The sequence below is a fragment of the Zoogloea oleivorans genome (assembly GCF_008107625.1).
In the GTDB taxonomy this organism is placed as follows: Bacteria; Pseudomonadota; Gammaproteobacteria; order Burkholderiales; family Rhodocyclaceae; genus Zoogloea; species Zoogloea oleivorans.
In genome coordinates, this window is the sequence record NZ_SDKK01000004.1 from 34,291 (window position 1) to 59,093 (window position 24,803).

Annotated in this window: 20 protein-coding genes; 6 read left to right on the forward strand and 14 right to left on the reverse strand. The window is 64.6% G+C overall.

Going from position 1 to position 24,803, the window contains the following annotated elements; all coding sequences use genetic code 11:
* Positions 1-48: 48 nt before the first annotated feature.
* The 12 genes from ETQ85_RS27235 to ETQ85_RS05005 all read right to left on the reverse strand — a co-directional run bounded on the left by ETQ85_RS27235 (position 49) and on the right by ETQ85_RS05005 (position 15,815).
* Positions 49-1,491: a bacteriohemerythrin gene (locus ETQ85_RS27235; protein ID WP_148577950.1), complete on the reverse strand. Its 1,443-nt coding sequence runs from the start codon at positions 1,489-1,491 to the stop codon at positions 49-51.
* The gene (locus ETQ85_RS04955; protein ID WP_148577951.1) at positions 1,488-5,420 is read right to left on the reverse strand and encodes a PAS domain S-box protein; all 3,933 of its coding nucleotides are present in this window, start codon (positions 5,418-5,420) and stop codon (positions 1,488-1,490) included. Before ETQ85_RS04955 ends, ETQ85_RS27235 begins: the two co-directional genes overlap by 4 nt.
* A 121-nt stretch (positions 5,421-5,541) precedes the next feature.
* Positions 5,542-6,624 (reverse strand): protein-glutamate methylesterase/protein-glutamine glutaminase, encoded by a 1,083-nt coding sequence (locus tag ETQ85_RS04960; protein WP_148577952.1) that lies wholly within the window; start codon positions 6,622-6,624, stop codon positions 5,542-5,544.
* The gene (locus tag ETQ85_RS04965; RefSeq protein ID WP_148577953.1) at positions 6,624-7,127 is read right to left on the reverse strand and encodes a chemotaxis protein CheD; all 504 of its coding nucleotides are present in this window, start codon (positions 7,125-7,127) and stop codon (positions 6,624-6,626) included. Before ETQ85_RS04965 ends, ETQ85_RS04960 begins: the two co-directional genes overlap by 1 nt.
* Entirely contained in the window at positions 7,124-7,930 is an 807-nt protein-coding gene (locus ETQ85_RS04970; RefSeq protein WP_148577954.1) for a CheR family methyltransferase, read from the reverse strand. Before ETQ85_RS04970 ends, ETQ85_RS04965 begins: the two co-directional genes overlap by 4 nt.
* Before the next feature lie 40 nt (positions 7,931-7,970).
* Positions 7,971-8,561: a chemotaxis protein CheD gene (locus tag ETQ85_RS04975; RefSeq protein ID WP_148577955.1), complete on the reverse strand. Its 591-nt coding sequence runs from the start codon at positions 8,559-8,561 to the stop codon at positions 7,971-7,973.
* Positions 8,562-8,574: 13 nt separating this feature from the next.
* Positions 8,575-9,150: a chemotaxis protein CheW gene (locus tag ETQ85_RS04980; protein ID WP_148577956.1), complete on the reverse strand. Its 576-nt coding sequence runs from the start codon at positions 9,148-9,150 to the stop codon at positions 8,575-8,577.
* Between the two features lie 20 nt (positions 9,151-9,170).
* Complete coding sequence (locus ETQ85_RS04985) at positions 9,171-11,630, reverse strand: methyl-accepting chemotaxis protein (protein ID WP_148577957.1); 2,460 nt, start codon at positions 11,628-11,630, stop codon at positions 9,171-9,173.
* A gap of 29 nt (positions 11,631-11,659) precedes the next feature.
* Positions 11,660-13,828: a chemotaxis protein CheA gene (locus ETQ85_RS04990; protein WP_148577958.1), complete on the reverse strand. Its 2,169-nt coding sequence runs from the start codon at positions 13,826-13,828 to the stop codon at positions 11,660-11,662.
* A gap of 15 nt (positions 13,829-13,843) precedes the next feature.
* A complete protein-coding gene (locus tag ETQ85_RS04995; RefSeq protein ID WP_148577959.1) occupies positions 13,844-14,137 on the reverse strand; it encodes an STAS domain-containing protein in 294 nt (97 codons plus the stop codon).
* 16 nt (positions 14,138-14,153) lie between these two features.
* On the reverse strand, positions 14,154-15,434 hold the full coding sequence (locus ETQ85_RS05000; protein WP_148577960.1) for a methyl-accepting chemotaxis protein: 1,281 nt from the start codon (positions 15,432-15,434) through the stop codon (positions 14,154-14,156).
* Positions 15,435-15,449: 15 nt separating this feature from the next.
* Entirely contained in the window at positions 15,450-15,815 is a 366-nt protein-coding gene (locus tag ETQ85_RS05005) for a response regulator (RefSeq protein WP_148577961.1), read from the reverse strand.
* A gap of 363 nt (positions 15,816-16,178) precedes the next feature.
* Between ETQ85_RS05005 and mnmG the strand changes: the two genes are divergently transcribed.
* From mnmG to ETQ85_RS05025, 4 genes are read left to right on the forward strand one after another with little or no spacing between them, the layout of a single operon-like run.
* Positions 16,179-18,083, forward strand: a complete 1,905-nt coding sequence (gene mnmG / locus ETQ85_RS05010; protein WP_148577962.1) for a tRNA uridine-5-carboxymethylaminomethyl(34) synthesis enzyme MnmG — start codon at positions 16,179-16,181, stop codon at positions 18,081-18,083.
* Positions 18,080-18,718, forward strand: a complete 639-nt coding sequence (gene rsmG / locus ETQ85_RS05015) for a 16S rRNA (guanine(527)-N(7))-methyltransferase RsmG (protein ID WP_148577963.1) — start codon at positions 18,080-18,082, stop codon at positions 18,716-18,718. Before mnmG ends, rsmG begins: the two co-directional genes overlap by 4 nt.
* Before the next feature lie 2 nt (positions 18,719-18,720).
* Positions 18,721-19,491, forward strand: a complete 771-nt coding sequence (locus tag ETQ85_RS05020) for a ParA family protein (protein ID WP_148577964.1) — start codon at positions 18,721-18,723, stop codon at positions 19,489-19,491.
* Positions 19,492-19,499: 8 nt separating this feature from the next.
* The gene (locus ETQ85_RS05025; RefSeq protein WP_148577965.1) at positions 19,500-20,363 is read left to right on the forward strand and encodes a ParB/RepB/Spo0J family partition protein; all 864 of its coding nucleotides are present in this window, start codon (positions 19,500-19,502) and stop codon (positions 20,361-20,363) included.
* 254 nt (positions 20,364-20,617) lie between these two features.
* On the opposite strand, the gene ETQ85_RS05035 is transcribed toward ETQ85_RS05025, so the two are convergent.
* On the reverse strand, positions 20,618-20,830 hold the full coding sequence (locus ETQ85_RS05035) for a hypothetical protein (protein ID WP_148577967.1): 213 nt from the start codon (positions 20,828-20,830) through the stop codon (positions 20,618-20,620).
* An 84-nt stretch (positions 20,831-20,914) separates the two neighbouring features.
* Positions 20,915-21,565, reverse strand: a complete 651-nt coding sequence (locus ETQ85_RS05040) for a Crp/Fnr family transcriptional regulator (protein ID WP_187394583.1) — start codon at positions 21,563-21,565, stop codon at positions 20,915-20,917.
* A 54-nt stretch (positions 21,566-21,619) separates the two neighbouring features.
* Between ETQ85_RS05040 and ETQ85_RS05045 the strand changes: the two genes are divergently transcribed.
* Positions 21,620-23,620, forward strand: coding sequence for a CHASE2 domain-containing protein (locus ETQ85_RS05045; protein ID WP_187394584.1), 2,001 nt, complete (start codon positions 21,620-21,622; stop codon positions 23,618-23,620).
* Between the two features lie 108 nt (positions 23,621-23,728).
* A partial coding sequence (locus ETQ85_RS27240) for a FecR family protein (RefSeq protein ID WP_148578146.1) occupies positions 23,729-24,803 on the forward strand: 1,075 nt, incomplete at its 3' end.

Genomic DNA, 24,803 nt, shown 5'->3' on the forward strand with positions numbered 1-24,803 from the left:
ATTGCGGCAGCATCCAAAAGAAACCCGGCTCAAGCCGGGTTTCTTTTGTCAGGCGGAAGCATGCAGCGGCAATAGCACCCGGAAGCGACTGCCCTTTCCCGGCACACTGCCCACCTCGATACGCCCGCCGTGCTGGCGCACGATCCGGTAGGCCGATGACAAGCCGAGACCCCGCCCCTGCCCCACCGGGCGCGTCGTGAAGAACGGCTCGAAAATGCGTGAGCGGGTCGCCTCGTCCATGCCGCAACCGGTGTCCTCCACATCGACAACCAGCTCGGCACCCACCTCCCGTGCCCGCACGGTAAGCGTTCCCGAAACATTCCCGAGCGCACGACCGGCGTTGTCGATGAGCGCCTTGAAGGCCTCGCCGAGGAGCGTCGGATTGACCGCCATGCTTGGCAGAACCCCGTAGCCGCGGACCACCTCCTGACCGGGACGCCGACTCGCGGCGGTTGCCTTGATGGCCCCGTCGAGCAATGCACTCAAGGACACCTCGCTCGTTTCGGATGGCCCTGGACTGGCGAATCCCTGCAGGGCCTGCACGATTTCGGCGACCCGCCCAAGGCCGCGGGTGGACTCGACCACCAGCACCGGCAGATCCTCGCGGATGAACTCCAGATCGGTCTCGGCCCGAGCGGCCTGCCAGGCCTCACGATTGGCGGAAGTTGCCGCGAGGCGGTCAGCGGTATTCACCAGCGCCAGCATGCGCTCGGCGTACTCACGCAGAGTACCCAGATTGGAGGCGACAAAGGCCAGGGGATTATTGATCTCGTGGGCCACGCCAGCGGCAAGCTGGCCGACCGCCGCGAGCTTGTCGGCTTCCTGCAGGCGGGTACGGGTATCCTCCAGGGAATCGAGGGTATGCCGCAAGGCCTGGTTGGCCGCGGTCAGTGCCGCCGTTCGCTCGGCTACCCGCTGCTCCAGGCGGGCATTAATCGATGCCAGTTCGTTGTTGCGCTCGGCCACCAGCCCGAGCAGGTTGCGCACGGCACCGATCAGGGCCGTATTGCCCGGATCGCCCCGATGCCCACTTTCCGCCTCGAAGGCCGCCTCCGGCGTGCTGCCGGCGGCCACCGCACGCATCTGGCGGGCCATGCTGTGGTCGGTATCGAGAATGTGAAAGGTCAGCCAGCTGGTGACGAAACGGTACAGGACCGGCACCACCCGGGCCGGGTCGGCGGTGCTGCGCATTTCCTCCACCTGGGTGACGAAATCCGCATGAAGCTGGCGGTGTGCACGCAGGTGGCGCGGATCAAGCCCGGCAGCCTCCATCAAGGCTTCTTCGGTGGCAAAGTGATGCAGTGCGTAGCGCGCCAGCCCGTCGAGCACGTGGGTCAATTCGACCGGCTGCAGCTCGGAACCACTGGCCGCCCGCTGGGCCAGCACGTTGATCAGATCGACGAGCTTGTGGTGCTGTCCATCCACGTCGTCAAAGCCGGTTTCGAAATAATCCGCCCACTGAAAAGGCACGATATGGGATGCACTATTCATAGAATGGTCTCCCCGGGCCCGGCAAGGCGCTGGCGAATCGTTTCAAGGAGAACCGGCATGGTCTCGCTCAGGGTGGCCAGCAGATCAGCAAGGGTCTCGGCGCCCCGCCCGTCCCGCACCGCATTGCAGATCGCTTCAGTGAGACCGAACACACCGGTCGCCCCCACGTTGCCGGCGGAGCCCTTGAGAGAATGCGCCACGCGCCCGATCTCCTGCAAGTCTCCCGCAGCCAGACACGCATTGAGGCGCTCGACCGTGTCGGCTTGAGAATCCACAAACAGGCCGAGGAGGCGGGCATAAGTAGGCCATTTTCCGCGCACGACCCGCACTCCCCGCTCGGCGTCGAGACCGTCGATGGCACGGAAGCGCGCTTCCCAGTCGGTCTCCTGCACAAGCGGGGGCGCGGGCGGAGGGGAAAGGACAGACAGAGGTGGCGCCGGATCGGCGTCTCCCCGCCAATCGGCGCCAAGCCACTTGTAGATCATCCGGTACAGCGCTTCCGGCTCTACCGGTTTGGCAATGAAATCATTCATGCCGGCTCCCAGACAGGCCTCCTGATCTTCATCGAAGGCATTGGCAGTCATGGCCACGATCGGTGTGCGCTCCCGCCCCGACAGGCAGCGAATCCGGCGGGTGGCCTCAAGGCCATCCATCACCGGCATCTGCATGTCCATCAGAATCACATCATAAGCGGCCGCCCCGGCCAGTTCGACGGCCTCCATGCCGTTGGCGGCCCGGTCGATGATCAGTCCGAGATTGCTGAGCATATCCACGGCCACCTCCTGGTTGAGGAGATTGTCTTCCACCAGTAGTACGTGGATGCCGCGCAGGCGCCGGGCGATGGCCGTCGCGGTGTCGACCGGCACTTCGGATGTGCTGACCGGCAGCATGACCCCGGGGCGCTTCTGCAGACGCGCGGTAAACCAGAAGGCGCTGCCCTGGCCAGGCTCACTGGCGACCCCGGCCTCGCCACCCATCAGTTCGGCCAGGTGACGGGTCAGGGCCAGGCCGAGACCGGTGCCACCGTATTTGCGCGTGGTCGAGGCATCCGCCTGCTCAAAAGACTGGAACAGCCGCGACAACTGGTCGGCAGCAATGCCGATTCCGGTATCAAGCACCTCGAAACGGGCCAGCAGATCATGCGCGCCCTCCTCGACCACCCGCGCCTGCAGGACGACCCCGCCATGCTCGGTGAACTTCACCGCATTGCCGAGATAGTTGAGAAGCGCCTGGCGCAAGCGCGTCACATCGCCCCGCAAGACTGGCGGCAGACCGTCGGTATCCGAACGGAAAGTCAGGCGCTTGGCCGCCAGCCGGTCGTGAATGAGGGAGTGGGCCTGGTTGAAGAGGGATTCCGGCGAGAAATCGATGGACTCCAGGTTGAGCTTGCCGGCCTCGATCTTGGAGATGTCCAGGATGTCGTTGATGATCGACAGCAAGTGGGCGCCGGCATTGCGAATCTTGGCCAGACGATCCTGCTGCGCGGCGTCGAGCGGGCTGCGTTCGATGATGCGTGCCAGACCGAGGATCGCATTCATCGGCGTACGAATCTCGTGGCTCATGTTGGCCAGAAAGGCACTCTTGGCGTGGCTGGCGGACTCTGCCCGCTGGCGGGCTTCGGCCAGTTGCCCGGTGCGCTCGGCCACCAGATCTTCCAGATGGTGATGATAGAGCGCCAGTTGGGCATCCAGCTTGCGCATCTCGGTGATGTCGAAGAAGGTCGCCATGAACATGGCCCCTACAGCCGAACCGGATACCAGCAAAGTGCGCACCTCACCATTCTTGCAGGTGATCCGGAACTCCGTGGGCTTGACCGGGCGCTGCGCCGCCCAGGCTTCGGCAACAGCCAGCTGCCACGTGGCAATGACCCACGCACGATATTCCGGATCGGGATAGGCCTTCAACCACCAGGTCTCGAGATTTGGCACATCCGCCAGTTCGTAGCCGAAGGTTTCCACAAAGCGGCGGTTCAGATCCACCACTTCGCCTTCGGGAAAGAACAGGCTCAGGGGAACCGGAGCCACCTCGAAGAGCTGCCGGAAACGGGTCTCGCTGGCGCGCAGGGCCGACTCCTCCCGGTAGCGGGTGATGGCGATGGCCGCCACATCGGTGGCCAGGGCGACCTGCTCCAGGTGCGCCTCGGTCGGACCGGACACTTCGCCGGGATAGAGCGCGAAAGTCCCCAGCACCCGCCCATCCCTGCTGAGAATGGGGAAAGACCAGCAGGCCATCAGCCCATGGCGCGCCGCGAGAGCCTGGTAGGGCTCCCACAGCGGGTCACGGGCGATATCCTCGACAATCACCGGCTGACCGCGCCAGGCAGTCGTGCCACAAGAACCGACACCCTCACCGATGGCAACGCCATCGACGGCACGGATATAGCCCTCCGGCAAACTGGGTGCAGCGCCATGACGCAGATGGATACCGTCGGGGTCAAGCAGCAAAACGGAGGCCCGGATGTCGGGCATCTGCGCCTCGACCCCCCGGACCAGGGCCTCGAGCGTGTCGCCCAGCGCAGCCCCGGAGGCCACCATTTCGAGCACATGCCGCTGATTCTGCAAGGCCAGTTCGATGCGTTTGCGCACAGTGATGTCAGTCCATGCGCCAACAATTTCCACGCCCTGCCCGCCAGCCCGCTCCTCAACGCGCAATTCATCGCGTATCCAGATATAGCGGCCATCCCGGTGGGCAACGCGATACTCATGGCCGATCTGCCCCTCGGACAGCAAAGAGCTTGAGCGGGACAGGGCCTCGCACCGATCTTCCGGATGAATCCGGCTCGCCCACCAGTCCGGCGTCAGGACCTCCTCCTGTGTAAAGCCGAAAATCCTGCGAATATTCTCCCCGACCATCACGGGCATGAATTGTCCGTCCACCAGCCGCAAGGCATAGAGAATGGTCGGACTCGCCTCCAGCACATGACGCAGTTGCCGCTCGGCAGTAAGCTGCCGGCGCTGGGCCTCATCCCGCGCAACCCGGTCGCGCAAGGCCCGGACACCAAAGGCCAGGTCACGACCCAGATCCGACAGGAGCCGGACTTCCTCGTCATCGAAGGCATCCGCCTCGACCGAATAGACGTTCAGGGCGCCGAAGCACTGCCCATCCTCGCCCAGCAGGGGCAGCGCACAGGATGAGCCATAACCGCTCCGCACGGCGGCATCGCGCCAGCGGGCAAAACGCGGATCAGAATGAATGTTGCGGCACAGGCTCGGCCTGCCCTCGCGGATCGCCGTACCGGTCGGACCACCGCCGGCCTCGGTATCCGCCCAGGAAAAACTCAGCGTGTCGAAGTAGCCATTCACCACCCCGAACTCGGCGGCCAGCCGTACCGACTGCTGTGCGTCATTTTCGGCAAAGCCGACCCACGCCATCCGGTAGCCACCAAACACCACAATCAGGCGGCAGATGTCCTGCAGGAGCGCTTGTTCGTCCGTAGCCCGGACCAGGGCCAGGTTGCACTCGCTGACCGTACTCAAGGCCCGGTTCGCGCGTTTCAGGCGGACTTCGGCGTGCTTGGCTTCGGAGACGTCGCGCCCGACACCAAGCACGCCGATGAGGCGACCATCGGCATCCCGCATCGGCGTCTTGATGGTTTCGAGCCACTCCGTATGGCCATCAGCCGCAAACCCCACGATTTCCTCGTTGCGTACCGCCCGGCCGGCGTCGATGGCGGCCAGATCATTGCGACGAAAAAAATCGGCCTGCTCGCGGGACACGAAATCGTAGTCGGTCTTGCCCAGGATGTCCGCCTCACAGGCCCCGAAAAAATGCTCGAAGCGCGAATTGCAGGCGAGGTAAACACCGTCCGGATCCTTCAGCCATACCAGATCCGGCAGGTTCTGGATCAGGGCCTTGAGACGTTTGTGCTCCTGCGCCAGCCCTTCACTGCAATCGGAACTGGGGCCTGAGAGCGCCGGAGGAAAAGACATGGAACAAAGCCCTTTGAGGTCGCGGGGTTGCGCCAAATCAATGGCCCATCAAGCAATGGACACACCCTGATTTTATGGCCGTTTATTCTTAACGGCTTTTTCCCTTCAAGATTAAGTCCGCTCAGGCCCTATTTGTCGGTGTCCGGCTCCAGGCCACCAACCCCGCACCAATGTCATGCAGGGGCAGCACGCTCTCCACCGCGCCCCTCAGCATGGCCTCCTTCGGCATGCCGAACACCACGCAGGTCTCTTCGGCCTCACCGATCGTCGACGCACCCGCATCACGCATTTCCTTCAGGCCAAGGGCACCGTCGTCGCCCATGCCGGTCATGATGATGCCCAGCGCATTGTGGCCGGCGGCTCTCGCCACCGAGCGAAACAGGACGTCCACCGAAGGCTTGTGACGATTGATCAGCGGGCCGTCCACCACGCCCACGTGATAGCCCCGGCCATCCCGCGCCAGTTGCAGGTGACGGCCCCCCGGAGCGATCAGGGCCAGGCCGGGCTCGACGCGGTCGCCGTGGCAGGCCTCGCGGACACGGATGCGGGCGAGGCCGTCGAGACGACGGGCGAACATGTCGGTGAAGCCGGCCGGCATGTGCTGCACCACGACGATGCCCGGCACATCCTCGGGCAGCGTCGTCAGCACGCTCTCAAGGGCCTGGGTGCCGCCCGTGGAAGTGCCGATGGCAACCACCCGGGTCCGGTCGCCGGACGGGGCCAGACGCGGCCCGCGGGGCAAATCGTCGAGGGTCAGCTTGGGACGCGGCACAGCCGCCTGCCGCAAGGGCTGCAGCCGGGCACTGGCGGCAGCCCGGACAGCCGCCACCAGGCTTTCGCTCTCGTCCTGCAGGAACTGCTTGACGCCCACCTTGGGCTTGGCGACCACGCTCACCGCGCCGGCAGCCAGCGCATCGAGACTCACCCGGGCCCCCCGATCCACCAGCGACGAGCAGATCACCACCGGCGTCGGCCGCTCGGCCATCAGCTTGCGCAAAAAGGTCAGCCCGTCCATGCGTGGCATCTCGATGTCGAGGACGATCACGTCGGGCCACTCCTTGCGCATCTTTTCGATGGCGAAGAGCGGGTCGGCAGCGGTGGCCAGCACCCGCATGTCGGGCTGGGCTGCAATGGCCTCGCTGGCAACCTGACGGACGATGGCCGAGTCGTCCACGATCATCACGCGGATCGGCGCCGACGCCATCAGGCCACACTGCCCAGGGGCCGATGGGCCAGCCAGACATGACCGGTCCACAGATCGAAAATCAGCTTGCGATGCCCCTTGCCACCACAGTGGGCCAGCGCCGCCGGCCGGTAGCCGTGGCGAGCCAGCAAGGCATAAGCCGACTCGACGTTGCGGGCGGCAATGTCCATCAATTCGGAGCTATCGTCCGCGCGGGTCAGCATGTTGCCGCCGCCGAACACCTTGACCTGGTAATCCCCCGGCCGGCTGCCGGCCTTCGCCACCTCCCGGTCGAACAGGACCAGCGCTTCATCGGCGTAACGGCCATCGAGGGCCGCACCGGCCGACTGGCCACGGGACGGCAGCATAAAGTGGCACATGCCGCCGACCAGCCGGGCCGGATGCCACAGGGTGATGGAAATGCACGAACCGAGCAGTGTGGAAATGCGCGTACGCCCACCACCGAAATGGAAACCACCAGGCTGCAGAAAGACTTCCCGGATATCGTCACCAAACTCGATCATGGTTTGCGGTAGATGGTCGCCCGCACCGTTTCCAGGCCCTGCTGGATGCCGTTGAGGGTTTCCGAGTGGCCGATGATCAGGTGCCCGCCGGACTTGAGGCGCGGCAACAGATTGGCAACGACCTTGCGCTTGGTTTCCATGTCGAAATAAATCATGACGTTACGCAGAAAAATCACCTCAAAATCGCCGATCCCGGCATCGACAGGCAGGGTCAGATTCACCTGCTGGAAGCGGGTCCGCCGCTTGAGTTCCGGCGAGATGAGGAAACTGCCACTGTGGGAGCGCACGCCCTTGAGGCAATACCTGGCCAGATAGCCCGCCGGAATCCCTTCGTTACGCTCAAGAGGGTAATGCCCCGCCTCGGCCTTGACCAGCACCTGGGTGCTGATGTCCGAACCCACCACCTCCCACGGAGCACTGGTCAGCGTGTCGGCGAGCAGCATGGCGAGGGTGTAGACCTCCTCGCCGGTCGAGCAGGCGGCGCTCCACACCCGGAAAGTCGAAGGATTGCGCCGCGGACGGATGATTTCGTCGCGCAGGAACTGGAAATGGCCAGGCTCCCGGAAGAAGTAGGTTTCGTTGGTGGTGAGCAGATCCACCATCACCTGCAGTTCTTCGGGATGCAAACCGCTCGCCAGCATCCGGTAGTACTGCGAAAAAGTGCCGAAGTTGTAATGCTTGAGGCGTTTTGAGAGGCGCCCGACCAGCAAAACCTTTTTGGCGTCCGACAGGCTGATGCCGGCGATCTTGTAGATCAGGCGCTGAAAAAGAGCGAATTCCTGGTCGGTAATGGCCGAAACCATGGGGTTTCCTGCGGCGGCGCTGGCCCTGTACATGGCAGATTCAGAACAGTTCGACGTTGTTGTCCGGCGCCTTCGGTGTGACAAGGGTGGCCGCATAAGCGCGTTCCTCCCGGGCAATCACCTCGGCGGTGGCATGGGAAGTGACGATGCGCTTGCACCAGGCATCACCGTTGCCGGGCAGAAAAAGCAGCTTGCGCGACCAGGGACCGAGGAAATCCGAAGCAATGATCGGGATACCCTCCCGCTGCAGCCAGTCGCGGGCAAACCTGGCGTTGCGCTGCCCGATGGCGAAGGACTGCCCGGACGTATCGATGATGGTGCCGCCCCCGAACGCCTTGGCCTGAATGCGCGCCTTCCGCGCGCCCTGGGACAGCAGCGCATTGAGAAGCGCCTCCATCGCGTAGTCGCCGGCAAGCAGGGAGTCCACCTCGCTGTTGGCGCTCCTCTGCATGTTGGGCAGCATGAAGTGGTTGAGGCCGCCGACCCGCGCCTGCGCGTCGAACATGCACACGGCCACACAGGAACCCAGCAAGGTGGACAGCGGACGTTCCCGCTCCACCGCCCAGGCGCCGGGCGCCACGTTGCGGGACAAACGCTCGATCTCGCGAGCGGGCAAGCTGGCGTAGTCCATGAGCAGCCGGCCCTCAGGCCGCCGGCGTGCCTCCGGTAACGGTATCCACGCCCTCGGTCGCAATACGCGACAAGGACGAGATCTCGTCCACAGAAAGCACCTTGTCCACCTCGAGGAGAATGACAAACTTGCCATTCACCTTGCCCATGCCCTTGATGAAATCCGCCCGGATGCGGGCACCAAAGGACGGCGGTGGCTCAATTTCCGAAACGGGGATTTCCAGCACCTCCGACACGGCGTCCACAACCACGCCGATGTCCTGGCGCTCATCGTTCTCGGTGAGTTCGATGATGACGATGCAGGTACGCCGGGAAATTTCCGAGCGCTTGCCGCCGAAGCGGCTGGCCAGGTCGATCACCGGCACTACCGCCCCGCGCAGGTTGATGACCCCGCGGATGAAGGGCGGCACCATCGGAATCTCGGTGACGGCACCGTATTCGATGATTTCCTTGATGTTGAGAATGCCGACGGCAAACATCTCGCCACCGAGGAGGAAGGTCAGATACTGGGCCGGGCTAGACTCCACCACCACCGGGGCCTTGGCCCCGGCGACAGCGGTGTTGGCCGGCGAAGCGGACAGCGCGGACATGATCAGGCTCCTTTCGCTGCTCAGAACTTCTCGAAATCATTCTCGTTGAACGCGAAACCCGCCACCCGCGCGCCGGCTCGCGGCTTGCTGGCGGGGCTGCGGGTGGCTGCGGCGGGTGCTGCACGCCCCATGCCGCGACCCATGTTGCGCTCGTCGATGGTGAAGAACTGCATCAGTTGCTGCAGTTGCTCGGCCTGCCCGCCCAGTTCCTCGGCGGTCGCGGCAAGCTCTTCGGAGGCCGACGCGTTCTGCTGGGTGGCCTGGTTGAGCTGGTTCATGGCGTTGTTGATCTGTGCCACACCGGACGACTGTTCCTGCGAGGCGGAAGCGATTTCCTGCACCAGATCGGACGTCTTGCGGATGGACGGGACGATCTCGTCGAGCAGGTGCCCGGCGCGCTCGGCCAGCCCCACCGAATCGCCGGCCAGACCGCCGATTTCCTGCGCCGCCACTTGCGAACGCTCGGCCAGCTTGCGCACTTCGGCCGCCACCACCGCGAAGCCCTTGCCATGCTCGCCGGCGCGGGCGGCTTCGATGGCCGCGTTGAGGGCCAGCAGGTTGGTCTGGTAGGCGATGTCGTCAATGATGCCGATCTTCTGGGCGATCTTCTTCATCGCATCGACGGTGTTCTTCACCGCACCACCGCCTTCGGTGGCTTCCACCGCCGTCTTGGAGGCCAGGCTGTCGGTGACCTTGGCGTTCTCGGCGTTCTGGTTGATGGAGGCCGACATTTGCTCGACCGAAGCCGACGACTCTTCGACGCTGGCCGCCTGCTCGGAGGACGACTGGGACAGGGACTGGGCGGTGGCCGACACCTGGCCGGAAGCGTTGGTCAGCGCATCGGCAGCGGTGCGCACCTGGGTGATGGTGTCGGAGAGCTTGCCGACGGTGTTGTTCACCGCTTCCTTGAGGGCCTTGAAATCGCCCTGATAATCCTGCGTGATGTTCTGGGTCAGGTCGCCCTGCTCGATCGACGTCATGATGCGACGCACTTCGTTGATCGGGCCGACGATGGCATCCAGCGTGCCATTCACGCCATCCACGATCTTGCGGAAATCACCTTGATGCTGACTGCCGTCCGCACGGGTTTCGAGGCGGCCGGCAATCGCCGCGGCAGACAGCAGGCTGGCATCGGCCACCAGCTTGCCGACCGCGTCGATGCAGGTGTTGAGGTTGTTCTTGATGGCGTTGAAATCGCCGTTGTAGCTGTCGGTGATCTTGGCCGGGATGTCGCCCTTGGAAATACGATCCACGTAGTTGGCCGCCACGTTCAGCGGGTTGATGACCGAATCGAGGGTCTGATTGACGCCTTCGACGATCTTGCGGAAGTCGCCGTGATGCTGGGCCGCATCTGCCCGCGTCGCCAGACGCCCTTCAATGGCCGCCTTGGCCAGCACGCCGGCATCGCTCACCAGCTTGTTCACCGCGTCGATGCAGGTGTTCAGGTTGTTCTTGATGGCATTGAAATCGCCGTTGTAGCTGTCGGTGATCTTCGGCGGGATGTCGCCCTTGGAAATGCGGTCCACGTAGTTGGCGGCCACGTTCAGCGGGTTGATCACCGAGTCGAGGGTCTGATTGACGCCGTCGACGATCTGGCGGAAATCGCCCTGGTGCTTGCTGGCGTCGGCGCGGGTGGACAGACGGCCATCGACCGCGGCCTTGGCGAGCAGCATGGCATCCGAGGACATGGCCTTGACCGCGCTCTGGATCGCTTCGACAGCCTGCACCACCTGCCCCATCTCATCCTTGGCATCGCTCTTGAGCGTGAAGTCAAAGTCGCCGGCAGCCATTTTCTTGGCGGCATCCACCACCTGATTGACCGGCCGGGTGATGCTGCGGGTCAGCCACAGGGCAAACAGCGCGGCGAGCACGAAGGCCACCGAAGCCAGGGTAATGACCAGACTGCGCGAGGAACTCGCCAGCTCGACGGCATGCACGCCGGCCTTCTTGGCACCATCGATCTGGAAGGCGGCAAATTCCGCCAGGACGGCGTTATATACACCGGCAACTTCGGTGTACTCGCCAAACAGGATCTGGGTCGCCTTCTCCTGGTTGTACTGGGAAGACGAGGTATCTGCGACCAGGAGCAACTTGTCCGTCACCGCGTTGTACTTGCCACGGGCCTCGGTCGCCTTGGCGAGAATCGCCTTGCCCTTTTCCGTCTGCACCAGCGGCGCGACCTGCTGGTAGATCTCGCTGTTGCGGCTGCGCGCCTTGGCAATTGCCTCCAGCTGCTGCTTCTCGATGCCCTTGTCGGTGGTCATGATCATGTTCCGCACGCCCCGGCCGACAAGCTGAACGTTGAATGCGAGCTCGTCGGACAGCACGATCTTGGGAATTCGCCCCTCCGCCAGCTCGTCAATGCCGGCGTTGAGTTCGTTAATGCGGGTGATCGACAGGATCGAGATCGCCGCCAGCATCAACAGTACAAAGGCGAAGCCGAGCCCGAGGCGCACGCCGATCTTCAGGTTATTGAACATGATTGGTTCTCCGGATGATGCAAAAAATGTCAGGCGTTGCGTAACTCGGGACGTGCAATCAGGCGCTGCTCTGCCTGACCCGAAATCTTGATGAGTGCCGAAATATCGAGAATCAGTGCGACTTCTCCACTGCCCAGGATGGTCGAACCGCCGATGCCCTGGATATGCCGGAAGATGGCGCCAAGCGGCTTGATCACCGCCTGCAGCTCACCGGCCAGACGGTCCACCACGATGCCGGCACGCTGGCCGGCGTACTGCACCACCACCACGCTTTCGCGGGCCGGGCGCTCGCCGGGCAGGCCGAAACTCTCGCGCAGACACACGGATGGCAGCACCTGCCCACGCAGGTTGAAGTAGTTGCGGTTGTGTTCGGACGCGGGCCGCTCGATGCACTCGACCACCGCGTCAAGGGGAATCACATACGAACGGTTGCCGGACACCACCAGGAAACCATCGATGATCGCCAGCGTCAGCGGCAGGCGCAGGGTCAGGCGGGTACCGTGGCCGGCGCTACTGTCCACCGTGATGGTGCCGCGCAGGGCCTGCAGGTTGCGGCGCACCACGTCCATGCCCACGCCGCGGCCGGACAGGTTGGTGACCTGATCGGCGGTGGACAGGCCGGGAGCGAAGATCAGGTCGAAGACTTCCCGGTCGGACAAATGCGCTTCGGGCTCCACCAGGCCGCGCTCGATGGCCTTGGCAAGAATCTTGTCGCGGTTGAGGCCGGCACCATCATCGGCAACTTCAATCACGATATTGCCGGCGTCGTGGCAGGCATTGAGCGTCAGGGTGCCGCGCGGATCCTTGCCGGCGGCCTCACGCACAGCGGGCGATTCAATACCGTGATCGAGAGAGTTGCGCACCAGGTGCATCAGCGGATCGCCAATTTTCTCGACAATCGACTTGTCGAGTTCGGTCTCGCCACCGCCAATCACCAGCTCCACCTCCTTGCCCAGATCCTTGCAGGCATCGCGCACCAGGCGATGGAAGCGATTGAAGGTTTCGCCGATCTGCACCGTGCGCAGTTGCAGGGACGCATCACGGATTTCCTCTACCAGGCGGGTCAGCAGGGACGAGGATTCGATCAGTTCGCCGTCACGCCGGGTGTGGGCCAGCAGGCTGGTGGCGGCACCGGCAATCACCAGTTCGCCGACCAGGTTGATGAGGTGATCGAGCTTGTCGGCGGGAACGCGGATCAGCTTGGCGTCCTGGGCCTTCTTCTCGCTGACCTGAGCCTGCTTGGCCACAGCAGCGGCAACCAGTTCCGGCTGCACGACCTGCTGGGCGACCAGAATCTCACCGATCTGCAGCGTCTCGGGTGGCTCGGCACCGGCTGGAACAGCCTGGCTACGCAGGCCCTCGGCCAGTTCGTCGGCCGTCAGGGCACCGACCCGCACAAGGATTTCGCCGAGGCGCAGGGAGTCTTCGGGCAGGCTCTCGATCAGTTCGATGTAGTCGGCCACCTTGCTGTTAGGCGGCAGGATGGACAGGCGGCATTCATCGCGGACGAAGGCGAAGATGTCTTCGATGGCCTGCTTGTCGACACTCGACTCCAGGGAGATTTCAAAGCCCAGGTAACACAGCTCCGGATCCATCTCGGCGGCCGGCGGCATGACGTCGGCCAGCGTTTCCATGTGCTGGATATTGCCCAGCGTCTCAAGAAAACGCAGGAAGTTCTCCGGATCCATGCCCTGGCGCAGCACATCGGGCCCGAAGCGTACCGAGATATGCCAGCAGTTGTGGCCGGAGCGGTTCGACGGAATGCGCTCGACGCCGGATTCAGACGCCTTCGGCGTCGCAAAAACCTGCCCGCCCGGGCCGTATTCACCAAGTTCGGTGAGCAGCCTGGCGCTTTGCCCCTCGATCCATTCGATGGTCACCTGCGCCACCCCGGCCTCGTTGGCGACCAGTACCCGCAGGTGGTCGGTGCAGCCGAGCATGAGGGCGGCAAGTTTGGTGGTCACCGCAATCTCGTGATTGCGCAGCCGGTCCAGCACGTTTTCGACCACATGGGCAAAAGATTCGACCGCCGCACATTCCACCATCCCCGCCGCACCCTTGATGGTGTGAGCAGCGCGAAAAATGCCGTTGAGGGTGGTTTCGTCGTCCGGCCGGTTTTCCAGCTCGAGGAGCAAGGTTTCGAGCGCGTCCAGTTGCTCGTTGCTTTCCTGCAAGAAGACTTGTTTCAGTTCGTCCATGATGGGTCGCCGGAGCTATTCCGCGGAGACGACGAGAGGGTCGCCAAACCAGGCTGCAAGGTTGTAGAACTCGATCAGAGATTGCACGGCCGGGCTGTGGGCCACGATGGCCAGCGTCTTGCCGGCCGCGCTGGCTTCACGCTTGGCCAGGATCAGCAGCTGACAACCGGCCGAATCCATGCGCTCGACACCCGCCAGGTCCAGCTCGATGCGTTCGCCCTCGCCAATGGCCGCCAGCAACCGGGGTTTGAGTTCGCTCGCCCGGTAGATCGTGAAATCCTCGGTAAAGGCGCGACGGGTCACATTCATGGTGGTCTCCGGAATCTCAGAACAGCTCGACCGCCGGACCATTCTGGCTGCCCGGCGAGGCAACGGGAGCGCTACGACCGCTGCGGCGCAGATGCTCGTCGCGTTCGCGCTCCATCACGTAACTCTCGAAAAGCCGGTCGATCTGCTCGGTCATGGCCGGGATGTCGCTGGCGGCCGCCTTGCCGGTCAGACAGTCGGACAGTTTTTGCACATGCTGGTCGAGACGCTGCAGGGCATCGATGACGTGGCCGATCTGCTGGCGCGTCACATCCTGGAACTGCACGCTGGCCATGGTTTCCATGAACATGTCGGCGAGGCGGGCACTGGATTCGCGGAACACACCGAGAATCCGGTTCTCGTGGTCGAGAAGCTCGGCGTAGCTCTGGCTGACTTCGTTGAATTGCTCCGCGACGGTGTGCAGGGCACTTTCTTCGGCATTGGAAATCGACTGGTCGAGCTGGGCGCTAAACTTGGACTCGATGGTCTTGATCACCCGGTCGATGCCCTCGTTGATCTTCACCACAGCCTGATCGGTTTGCCCAGCCAGCTTGCGGACTTCATCCGCCACCACCGCGAAACCGCGTCCGGCATCGCCGGCCCGGGCGGCTTCGATCGCCGCATTGAGGGCCAGCAGGTTGGTCTGTCCGGAGATCTCCCGCACCAGGTTCACGAACTGGGACAGGGACTTGGCCTCGGCCAGGGCCGACATCACGTGTTCCTGCTCCTCGCCGACATTGGCGAGGCGCCGGTGGATGTAGGCCTGCAGATCTTCAAGGGTGCGCTGGTTGCGGGCTGCACGACTGTTGGCCGCCGCAACGATCTCGCTGGACTCCCGCGAGAAGGACTGGACGACGCCGTCCAGGTCCTGCACCACCGAATCCACCCCCTGCAGACGCTGGACCATGCCCAGTGCAGCCGCCTCGGTCTGCTCGGTCACCGCATTGAGCTGGCCGACGAGGATGCTGTTGAGGTGCGGCACATCGTCGAGGGAACGACTTACTTCGGTGGCCACCGCGGCGCGCGCCTCAGCCGCCTCCCGGGCATGGCGGAGCGCATTTTCGGCGCCGTAGCTGGCATCCCGGTAACGGGCGATGGACAGCAGCTGATGAACTTCGAAACTCACCAGAACAGCGGCAAAAGCCCCCAGCGCATCCACCAAGGCCTGGCTCAGGCCGACCTTGTTGAGCAGCAGGTCGTGATAACCCGCATTGGCGAAGTACACGACGACAAATGCCCCTGCCGCCGTCACGCTGGCGAGCAAAGTCTTCCGCCGCCGGGACTTGTTCCGGATTTCCATGATGGGTCGAGCGGCTTAGCGCAAAACGAGCTTGATCGTGCTCAGCAGGGTCTCGGCCGTTGCCGGCTTGACGATCCACCCCGATGCGCCCGCCGCCTTGGCTTCAACACGCTTGCTCTGCTGTGACTCGGTGGTCAGAAACAGAATGGGCATGAAGCGCAGCTCAGGCCTCTGGCGCACCACCTTGATGAACTCGATCCCGTTCATGCCCGGCATGTTGAGGTCGGTGATGAGCAGATCCGGCTTGGTACCGGCAGCCAGCTTCTTCTGGCCGTCTTCAGCGCAGTTGGCGGTCACGACCTGAAAACCGGCCTTCGCAAGGATCCCCGAAATGGAGAGCAGCACCGTGGCCGAATCATCGACCAGCATTATTGTTTTCACTTATTGACTCCCAGCTCCACCGACGCGGGTTCGGAGCGACGATATGGACTCATGAGCATGCCAGGTTGTTGTTTCTGCTGGACTGCATCAGGTGGCACCTCATGTACTGCTAGGCTCAACGGAAACCTGCCAACAAACTTGAGCTGGATCATCGAAATATTGTTCGATGCAACAATTAAAAGTTTGAATGAGACTGCGGCATCGGCAAAAATATCCCGGCAAGCCCTCCGAAAATCCGAAACTTGCAGATAAGCCGTTGTAAATCCGCTGTTTTTCCACTACTTCAAAAGGTGCGACGCTGTATTTTTGCAGCGCAAGGTCGTATCATTCGGCTCCCCCGATTGACCTTTCCCCGGTTTACCCATGCTTCATCCCACCCGATTCGACGTCATCGTTGTCGGCGGCGGCCATGCCGGCACCGAGGCCGCGCTGGCAGCGGCACGGGCCGGGTGCGCCACCCTGCTGCTGACCCACAACATCGAAACCCTCGGCCAGATGAGCTGCAACCCGTCCATCGGCGGCATCGGCAAGGGGCACCTGGTCAAGGAAGTGGACGCCCTCGGCGGCGCCATGGCGGCGGCTACCGACGAAAGCGGCATCCAGTTCCGCATCCTCAATGCCAGCAAGGGCCCGGCCGTGCGCGCCACCCGCGCCCAGGCCGACCGGGTGCTGTACAAGGCCGCCATCCGCCAGCGCCTCGAGAACCAGCCCAACCTGTGGCTGTTCCAGCAGGCCGTGGACGATCTCACCGTGGTCGGCGACCGGGTCACCGGCGTGGTCACCCAGATCGGCCTGCGCTTCGAGGCGCCCGCCGTGGTGCTCACCGCCGGCACCTTCCTCAACGGCCTGATCCACGTGGGGATGCAGAACTACGCCGCCGGCCGCGCCGGCGACCCACCGGCGATCAGCCTCGGCCAGCGCCTGAAGGAACTGGCCCTGCCGCAAGGCCGCCTCAAAACGGGCACGCCGCCGCGCCTCGACGCCCGCACGATCGACTTCTCGGTGATGCAGGAGCAGCCCGGCGACGATCCGGTGCCGGTATTCAGCTTCCTCGGCAACGCGGCCCAGCACCCGCGCCAGCTGCCGTGCTGGATCACCAACACCAACAGCCGCACCCACGACATCATCCGCGCCAACCTCGACCGCTCGCCCATGTATTCCGGCGTGATCGAAGGCGTGGGCCCGCGCTACTGCCCGAGCATCGAAGACAAGATCCACCGCTTCGCCGACAAGGACAGCCACCACGTCTTCCTTGAGCCGGAAGGCCTCGACACCCACGAGATCTACCCCAACGGAATCTCGACGAGCCTGCCCTTCGACGTGCAGCTGCAAATTGTGCAGTCGATCCGCGGCCTCGAAAACTGTCACATCCTGCGCCCCGGCTACGCCATCGAGTACGACTACTTCGACCCGCGCAACCTCAAGTCCAGCCTCGAGACGAAATCCATCGGCGGGCTGTTCTTTGCCGGCCAGATCAACGGCACCACCGGTTACGAAGAAGCCGCCGCGCAAGGCCTGCTGGCCGGCATCAACGCAGCGCTGCAGGTCAAGGGCCAGGACGCCTGGTGCCCGCGCCGCGACGAAGCCTACCTGGGCGTGCTGGTCGATGACCTGATCACCCGCGGCGTCACCGAGCCCTACCGCATGTTCACCTCCCGCGCCGAGTTCCGCCTGAGCCTGCGCGAGGACAACGCCGACCTGCGCCTTACCGAAACCGGCCGCAAGCTGGGCCTGGTGGACGACGTGCGCTGGACGGCCTTCTGCACCAAGCGCGAAGCCATCGAACGCGAAGCCGCTCGCCTGCGTGCCACCTGGGCAACCCCCGCCAAAGTGCCGGCCGAAGCCGCCGAAGCCGTGCTCGGCAAGGCCATCGAACGCGAATACTCCTACTTCGAGCTGCTGCGCCGCCCCGACGTGCGCTACGCCGCGCTGATGACCCTGCCCGGCGCCCCCGAAGGCCTCGAAACCGACCCGCAGGTGGTCGAACAACTCGAAATCGCCGCCAAGTACCAAGGCTACATCGACCGCCAGCTCGACGAAGTGGCCCGCCAGGCCGGCGCCGAAAGCACCCCCCTGCCGCCCGACCTCGACTACACCACCGTGCGCGGCCTGTCGAAGGAAGTGCAGGGTCGCCTCAACCTGCACAAGCCGGAAACCATCGGCCAGGCCGGCCGCATCCAGGGCATCACCCCGGCCGCGATCTCGCTACTGCTGGTGTGGCTCAAGCGCGGCGATCTGGCCCGGATCACGGAGCAAAAACCCGCATGAGCGCCACCGACACCCTGAAGCAGGGCATTGCCGCCCTCGGTCTTGATCTTCCCGCCGACGCGGCGGAACGCCTGCTCGCCTTCGGCCACCTGCTGATCAAGTGGAACAAGGTCTACAACCTCACCGCCATCCGCAACGAAGCCCAGGTCGTCACCCATCACCTGCTCGACTCGCTGTCCGTGCTGCCCCATCTGGCCGGCGTGAATCGCCTGGTGGACGTGGGCTCCGGCGGCGGCCTGCCCGGCGTGGTGCTGGCCATCTGCCGGCCCGAGCTGCAGGTCGACTCCGTCGAAACGGTGCAAAAGAAAGCCACCTTCCAGAACCAGGCCAGGATCGAGCTCAAGCTCGACAACTTTCGCGCCCATCATGCCCGCATCGAAAACTGGCAGCCGCCCTATGCGCCGGAACTGCCCGTGGACGGCATCATTTCCCGCGCTTTTGCCGATCTGGCCGACTTTGTAAACCTCACCGCCCACCTGGCCGGACCGGAAACCCGCCTCCTCGCCATGAAGGGCGTGTACCCTGCCGATGAAATCGCCCGCATCCCGGCCGGTTTCGTGCTCGAGCGCAGCGTGGAACTCCAGGTTCCCGGCCTCGACGCGGAACGCCACCTCATTACTGTGAAACGAACCTGAAGATGGCCCGCATTTTTTGCATCGCCAACCAGAAGGGCGGCGTCGGCAAGACGACCACCTGCGTCAATCTGGCCGCCGGCCTCGCCGCCTCCGGTCAGCGCGTCCTGCTGATCGACCTCGACCCGCAAGGCAACGCCACCATGGGCAGCGGCATCGACAAGCGTGAGCTCACGCGGTCGGTCTATCACCTCCTGGTCGGCCTGTGCACCGTGGCCGAAGCCCGGGTGCGCTCCGAAGCCGGCAAGTACGACGTGATTCCCGCCAACCGCGACCTGGCCGGGGCCGAAGTCGAGCTGGTCGGCCTCGAGCGGCGCGAGAACCGCATGCGCGACGCCCTCGCCCTGCACTCCGAAGAGTACGACTTCATCCTCATCGACTGCCCGCCGTCCCTGTCGCTGTTGACCCTCAACGGCCTGTGCGTCGCCCACGGGGTCATCATCCCGATGCAGTGCGAGTACTACGCCCTCGAAGGCCTGTCCGACCTGGTCAACTCGATCAAGAAGGTGCACGCCAACCTCAACCGCGACCTCGGCATCATCGGCCTCCTGCGGGTCATGTTCGACCCCCGCGTGACGCTCCAGCAACAGGTCTCCGCCCAGCTCGAAGCCCACTTCGGCGACAAGGTCTTCAAGGCCATCGTGCCGCGCAACGTGCGCCTTGCCGAAGCCCCCAGCCACGGCCTGCCCGGCGTGGTCTTCGACCGCAGCGCCAAGGGTGCCCAGGCCTATCTGGCCTTCGCCAAAGAAATGATCGAGCGGGTCAAGACTCTCTAAGGGACACCATGGCAACGCCCAAACTCAAAGGCCTCGGCCGCGGCCTCGACGCGCTCCTCGCCGCCAACAATGACGCCGACAAGGCCGAAGGCGAGCTGCAGACGCTCACGGCCGCCGAGCTGCAGCCCGGCAAGTACCAGCCGCGCACGCGCATGGACCCGGGCTCACTGGAAGAGCTGGCCGCCTCGATCAAGACCCAGGGGGTCATGCAACCCATCCTGGTGCGCCCGGTCGGCAGCCTGTTCGACGCCAAGCGCTACGAGATCATCGCCGGCGAGCGCCGCTGGCGCGCCGCCCAGATCGCTGGACTGAGCAGCGTTCCGTGCCTGGTGCGCGAGATTCCGGACGAGGCCGCACTGGCCATGTCCCTCATCGAGAACATCCAGCGGGAAGACCTCAATCCTCTTGAAGAAGCCGCCGGCATCCAGCGCCTCATCGACGAGTTCGGCATGACCCACCAGCAGGCTGCCGATGCGGTTGGACGCTCGCGCCCGGCGGCCTCCAACCTGCTGCGCCTGCTGCAACTGGCGCCCCAGGTGCAGGAACTGCTGATGGCCGGCGACATTGACATGGGCCACGCCCGTGCGCTGCTGCCGCTGGACGGCGCCACGCAGGTCGGCCTCGCCAACCTGATCGCCGCCAAAGGGCTGTCAGTGCGGGAAGCCGAACGCCTGGTGCACAACGAACTCAATCCGAAGGCAAAACAGAGCGCGCCCCCGCCCGACCGGGACATCCTGCGCCTGGAAGAGGAAATCGCCGACCGCATGGGCGCGACGGTGAAGATCAAGGCCAACAACAAGGGCGCCGGCGCGGTCACCATCCACTTTGGCAGCCTGGATCAACTCGAAGGCCTGCTGGAAAAGCTGCGCTAAAAACCGCTTAACGCAAGCAGTCACTCCCCGTCGGTGGGAAGCACCCCGAGCAATTTCTGCAGTTGCCGGGCGGCGGAACGTTTCTCCTCCTGCCGCAGTGCACCGGCCACCTTCCCGTGCGGCCCCGCCTTGCGCAACAGGGCCGGCACCACCAACGGGTTTCTCGGCCCCGTAACGCCAGCCTTCCCCGGCCCTTTGTCAGGCCCGCGAAAAACCAGCTTTTGACGAGTTCCCAGCGTTCGGTTGGCCATGCTTCAGAGCGCCTTGTGGCGCGCTTCGGCAGCCGCCAACTCGCTCAGCGTGGATTCTTCCGTCACGCCGGAAATCTCGGCAAAACAACCATCCAGCGGACAATTGCGACCGGGCGGACAGCCATGCTCCAAGGCACATTGACGTTGAGTCTGGTCGGTCAGGACCATCTCGCGAACCGCTTCACAGCGGCCGATGGGCGAATCGATAAAGCTCATGATTTTTCTCCCTTTGTCTACTTTCAGTGTAGCCAAAAGGAGAAGAATTTCCTTGTTATTAGCAGGGGCTTTACACGGTTTGAACTACCAGTGCCGGGGCAGCTTCTTGCACAGCAAAATGCGTTGCTGCTCGATTTCGATATAACCGCCGGCCACCAGGTCGCGCAGGATCCGATTCACCATTTCCCGCGAGGCGCCGACCATGTTGGCCAGATCCTGCTGGGTCAGGCGACGGTCGATGAGCAGCAGACCGTCCTGCTCCACCGCCAGGGAATCGAAGACCCGTGAAATGCGCCCGAACACATCCACCAGCGCCAGCGAACGGACGCTCTCGGTAAGCAGGCGGATACGCCCAACCAGATTGCGCACCACCAACTGCAGACAAGCCGGGTAAACCTCGATCAGCTCAAGGAACGCCGTGCGGGGAATCTGCAATACTTCGCTACGCGTCACGGCCATGACGGACGCCGAACGGGGGGCCTCGTCGAGCAGCGCGAGCTCACCAAAATAATCACCGGGATCAAGAAGCGACAAGGTCACCTCGCGTCCGACGTTGTCGGTGAGAAATGCCTTGAGTGAACCGTTTTGTATGATGAACAGGCTGTTGCCCTCATCGCCCTCGCTCACGACGATGGTGTTCGCCGCAAAAACACGCATGCGCGAACGTTCGACAAGTGCATTCACCTGACTCTCGGTCAGCCCCTCGAACAAATCAACCCGATCCAGATAATTCACGGCCAGCAATCCCTTTTAACCCCTCTCCAAGCTGCAATCCTGACACACGTTTCCGTGAAACGCCTTGATATATCCTTTGTCGTACTCCTGCTGGCCTCGCTGCTGACGCTGACTCTCGTCCTGCTCTCGCCGCTCCGGGAGCTCGAATCGGGCACCGGGCTGGACGCACTGTATTACCTCAGAGGCACGCGTCCGGCGCCGCCAGCAGTGGTCATTGTAACGCTCGACTCCCGCTCGGCACGCGCCCTCGGACAGTCGGAACGCCCCGAGCGCTGGCCCCGCGGCCTGCACGCCAGGCTCGTCGAAGGACTGGCCGGGCGAGGCGCACGGGTCATCGGCTTCGACGTGCTCTTCGAGCGCGCCCGCGAAGCCGACGCCGACCAGGCCCTCGCCGGAGCCATGCGAAAAGCCGGCAACGTGGTCCTCGTCGAAAGCATCACCCGCGAACCGGTCACCTCCCCCGGCGGCGAAACCCTGGCAACCATGGACCGGCTCACCCAGGCCCAGCCCCTGCTGCGCGATGCCGCCTGGGCCGGCGGCCCCTTCATCATGCCCAAGACGCCCGACGGCGTGATCGAATTCTGGGGCTTCGTCCCCAGCGTCGGCGACCGGCCATCCCTGCCGATGCTGATGGCCCACCGCATGACGGCCCCCCGTCCCGACCCGGCCAGCCTCATCCCCGACCCCCGGCGGCGCACCCTCAACCTCTACGGCCCGATCGGCACGATCCGCACCATTTCCTATGCCGAAGCCCTCACGCTGGTGGCCGATCCTGTCGCCGGCGATGCGGCCTTTCGCGGCAAGGCGGTGCTGATCGGCTTCTCCGAATTCAACCAGTCACGCCAGTCGGACATGTTCCGCACCCCCTTCAGCACGCCGGACGGGCTCGATCTCAGCGGTGTCGAACTGTGCGCCACCGCCCTCGCCAACCTGCTCGAAGACAGCAGCCTCGAACGCCCCGCTGACGCGAGCATGGTGGGCGCCCTGCTTGGCTGGATCGCCCTGCTGACCCTGCCCTGGCACTTGGCCCGCACCCGCCGGGCGCTCGCCATCACCGCCACCCTGGCCCTCGCCTGGGGGACCGTGGCCACCTGGAGCTTTGCACACCTGCACCTGTGGCTGCCGCTGATCCTGCCGGTGATCGCCGCCCCCCTCATCGTCACCGCCTGGGGGCTGGTCCTGCACACCCGCGCCGCCCGCCTGCGCGAGCGTCGTCTCGAACAAGCCCTCAGCCTTGGCCTGAGCCGGCAGGGCAGTGACAAGCTGGCCATCCTGCTGCAGGGCCGCACGGGTGGCCGTACCGTGCACGGGGTGTGCCTGTGCAGCGACATCGAGGCCTACACCACCCTTTCCGAAACACTCAGCCCGGCGGCCACCCGCGACGCGCTGAACCGCTATTTCGAGCGCTTCATCCCCGTCATCACCGCCCACGGCGGCCATGTGATGGACATCGTCGGCGATTCGGTGATGTGCCTGTGGCTGGCCGACGACTCCGCCAGCGAAGCCTGCCGGCAGGCCCGCGCCGCAGCGCTGGAGCTGCACCGCCTGATGAACGGGTCCGAACACGACGACGGCACCCTGCCGACCCGCTTCGGCCTGCATTACGGACCGGTTTTTCTCGGCGAAGTCGGCGCCAGCCAGCACCGGGAACTGCGTGCCGTCGGCGACATCGTCAACACCTCCAGCCGCATCCAGGGCGCCAACAAACCGCTCGGCACGCGCATCCTCGCCTCTGGCGCCGTCACCGCCCACGGCAGCGCAGGCGGTCACGCCCGTGCCCTCGGCCCCTTCATCCTGGCCGGCAAGCGCAGCCCCATAGAACTCCACGAAATCCTGGCCGCCCCCCTGCCCGCCGAAGCCGCCCAAGCCTTCGACACCGCCCGCAGCGCCTACGCCTGCGAAGCGCCCCAGTCGGCAGTGATCCACCTGCAGCAACTTCTCAGCCTCTGCCCGAACGACGGGCCCGGCCGCTTCTACCTGCAGCGCTGCCAGGCCCGCCTGGCCGGCACGGCCGTGCCCGATGCCGATGGCTGCGTGATCCTCAGCAGCAAATGAAATTGCCCGTGAAGCCCGACCACGGTCGCGAATCACATCCTTTTACAGTTAATATCGGGACAGAAACCATTTTGTTCTTCCTTAGGCCTTCCTTCCGATGTGACCAAAATGCAGCCCCCAGTTGATTTACCGCAGCGTTTTGCCCTGCGACCGGTTTGTTTCGGCCTGACCCTGGCCCTTTCCGGTTTCGCGCTCGACGCCCTGGCCTGCGATCCCCAGGCCGGCCGACTGAGCGCCATTGAAGGCCGCGTCGAAGTGCGTGCAGCCACCAGCAAGGTCTGGCAAACCGCCAGCGCCCGGCAGATCCTGTGCCCCGGTGACCAGGTGGCCGTCCGCGGCCCCGGCCGCGCCGCCGTGGTACTGAGCCAGGACGTCCTCGTCCGCCTCGACCAGAACACCACCCTGACCCTGCCACCAGCAGCCAACAGCGGCGAGCTTGGACTCGGGCACGGCGTGGTCCATGTGATCAGCCGCTTCAGCAAGCGCTTTGGCGTCATCACCCCCTTCGTTAACGCGCTGGTGGATGGTACTGAATTCACCGTTGCCAGCGATGACACCCGGGCTCGCGTGGTCGTTGCCGAAGGCCGCGTACGCACCGCCAACAGCGCCGGCGAGCAAAGCCTCGGGGCCGGCGAAGCCAGCGAAGCCCGTGCCGGCAGTGCCCCCGGCAGCATCGCCGTGCGTCCGCTGGACGCCGTCGCCTGGGCCATCCATTACCCCAACGTGGTGCGCCTGTCCGACGCCGAGCTGGCCGCCTCGCCCCCCGCCATCCGCCAGCAACTCGATGCCGCCCGGCGCGATGCCGACCGCGGCCGCTTCCGCGAAGCCCTCGACACCCTTTCCACCCTGCCCGAAACCGACACCCAGCCGAATCTCGCCGCCCTCAAGGCCAGCGCCCTGCTGGGCATCGGCCGGGTGGACGAGGCCCGTGTCCTGATCGCCCGCTTCGCCCCGGATGCCAGCGCCTCCCTCGCCGCTGTCGAGGCCATCGTGCTGGTCGCCCGTAACGACAGCAGCGCCGCCGAAACCGCCGCCCGCCGCGCCGTCAGCCTCGACACCAGTTCCGCCGCCGCCCGGCTGGCCCTCAGCTACGCCCTGCAGTCGGCCCGCCATCTGCCCGCCGCGCTGGTCGCCGCCGAAGAGGCCACCGCTCTCGACGCCACCGACCCGACGGCCTGGACCC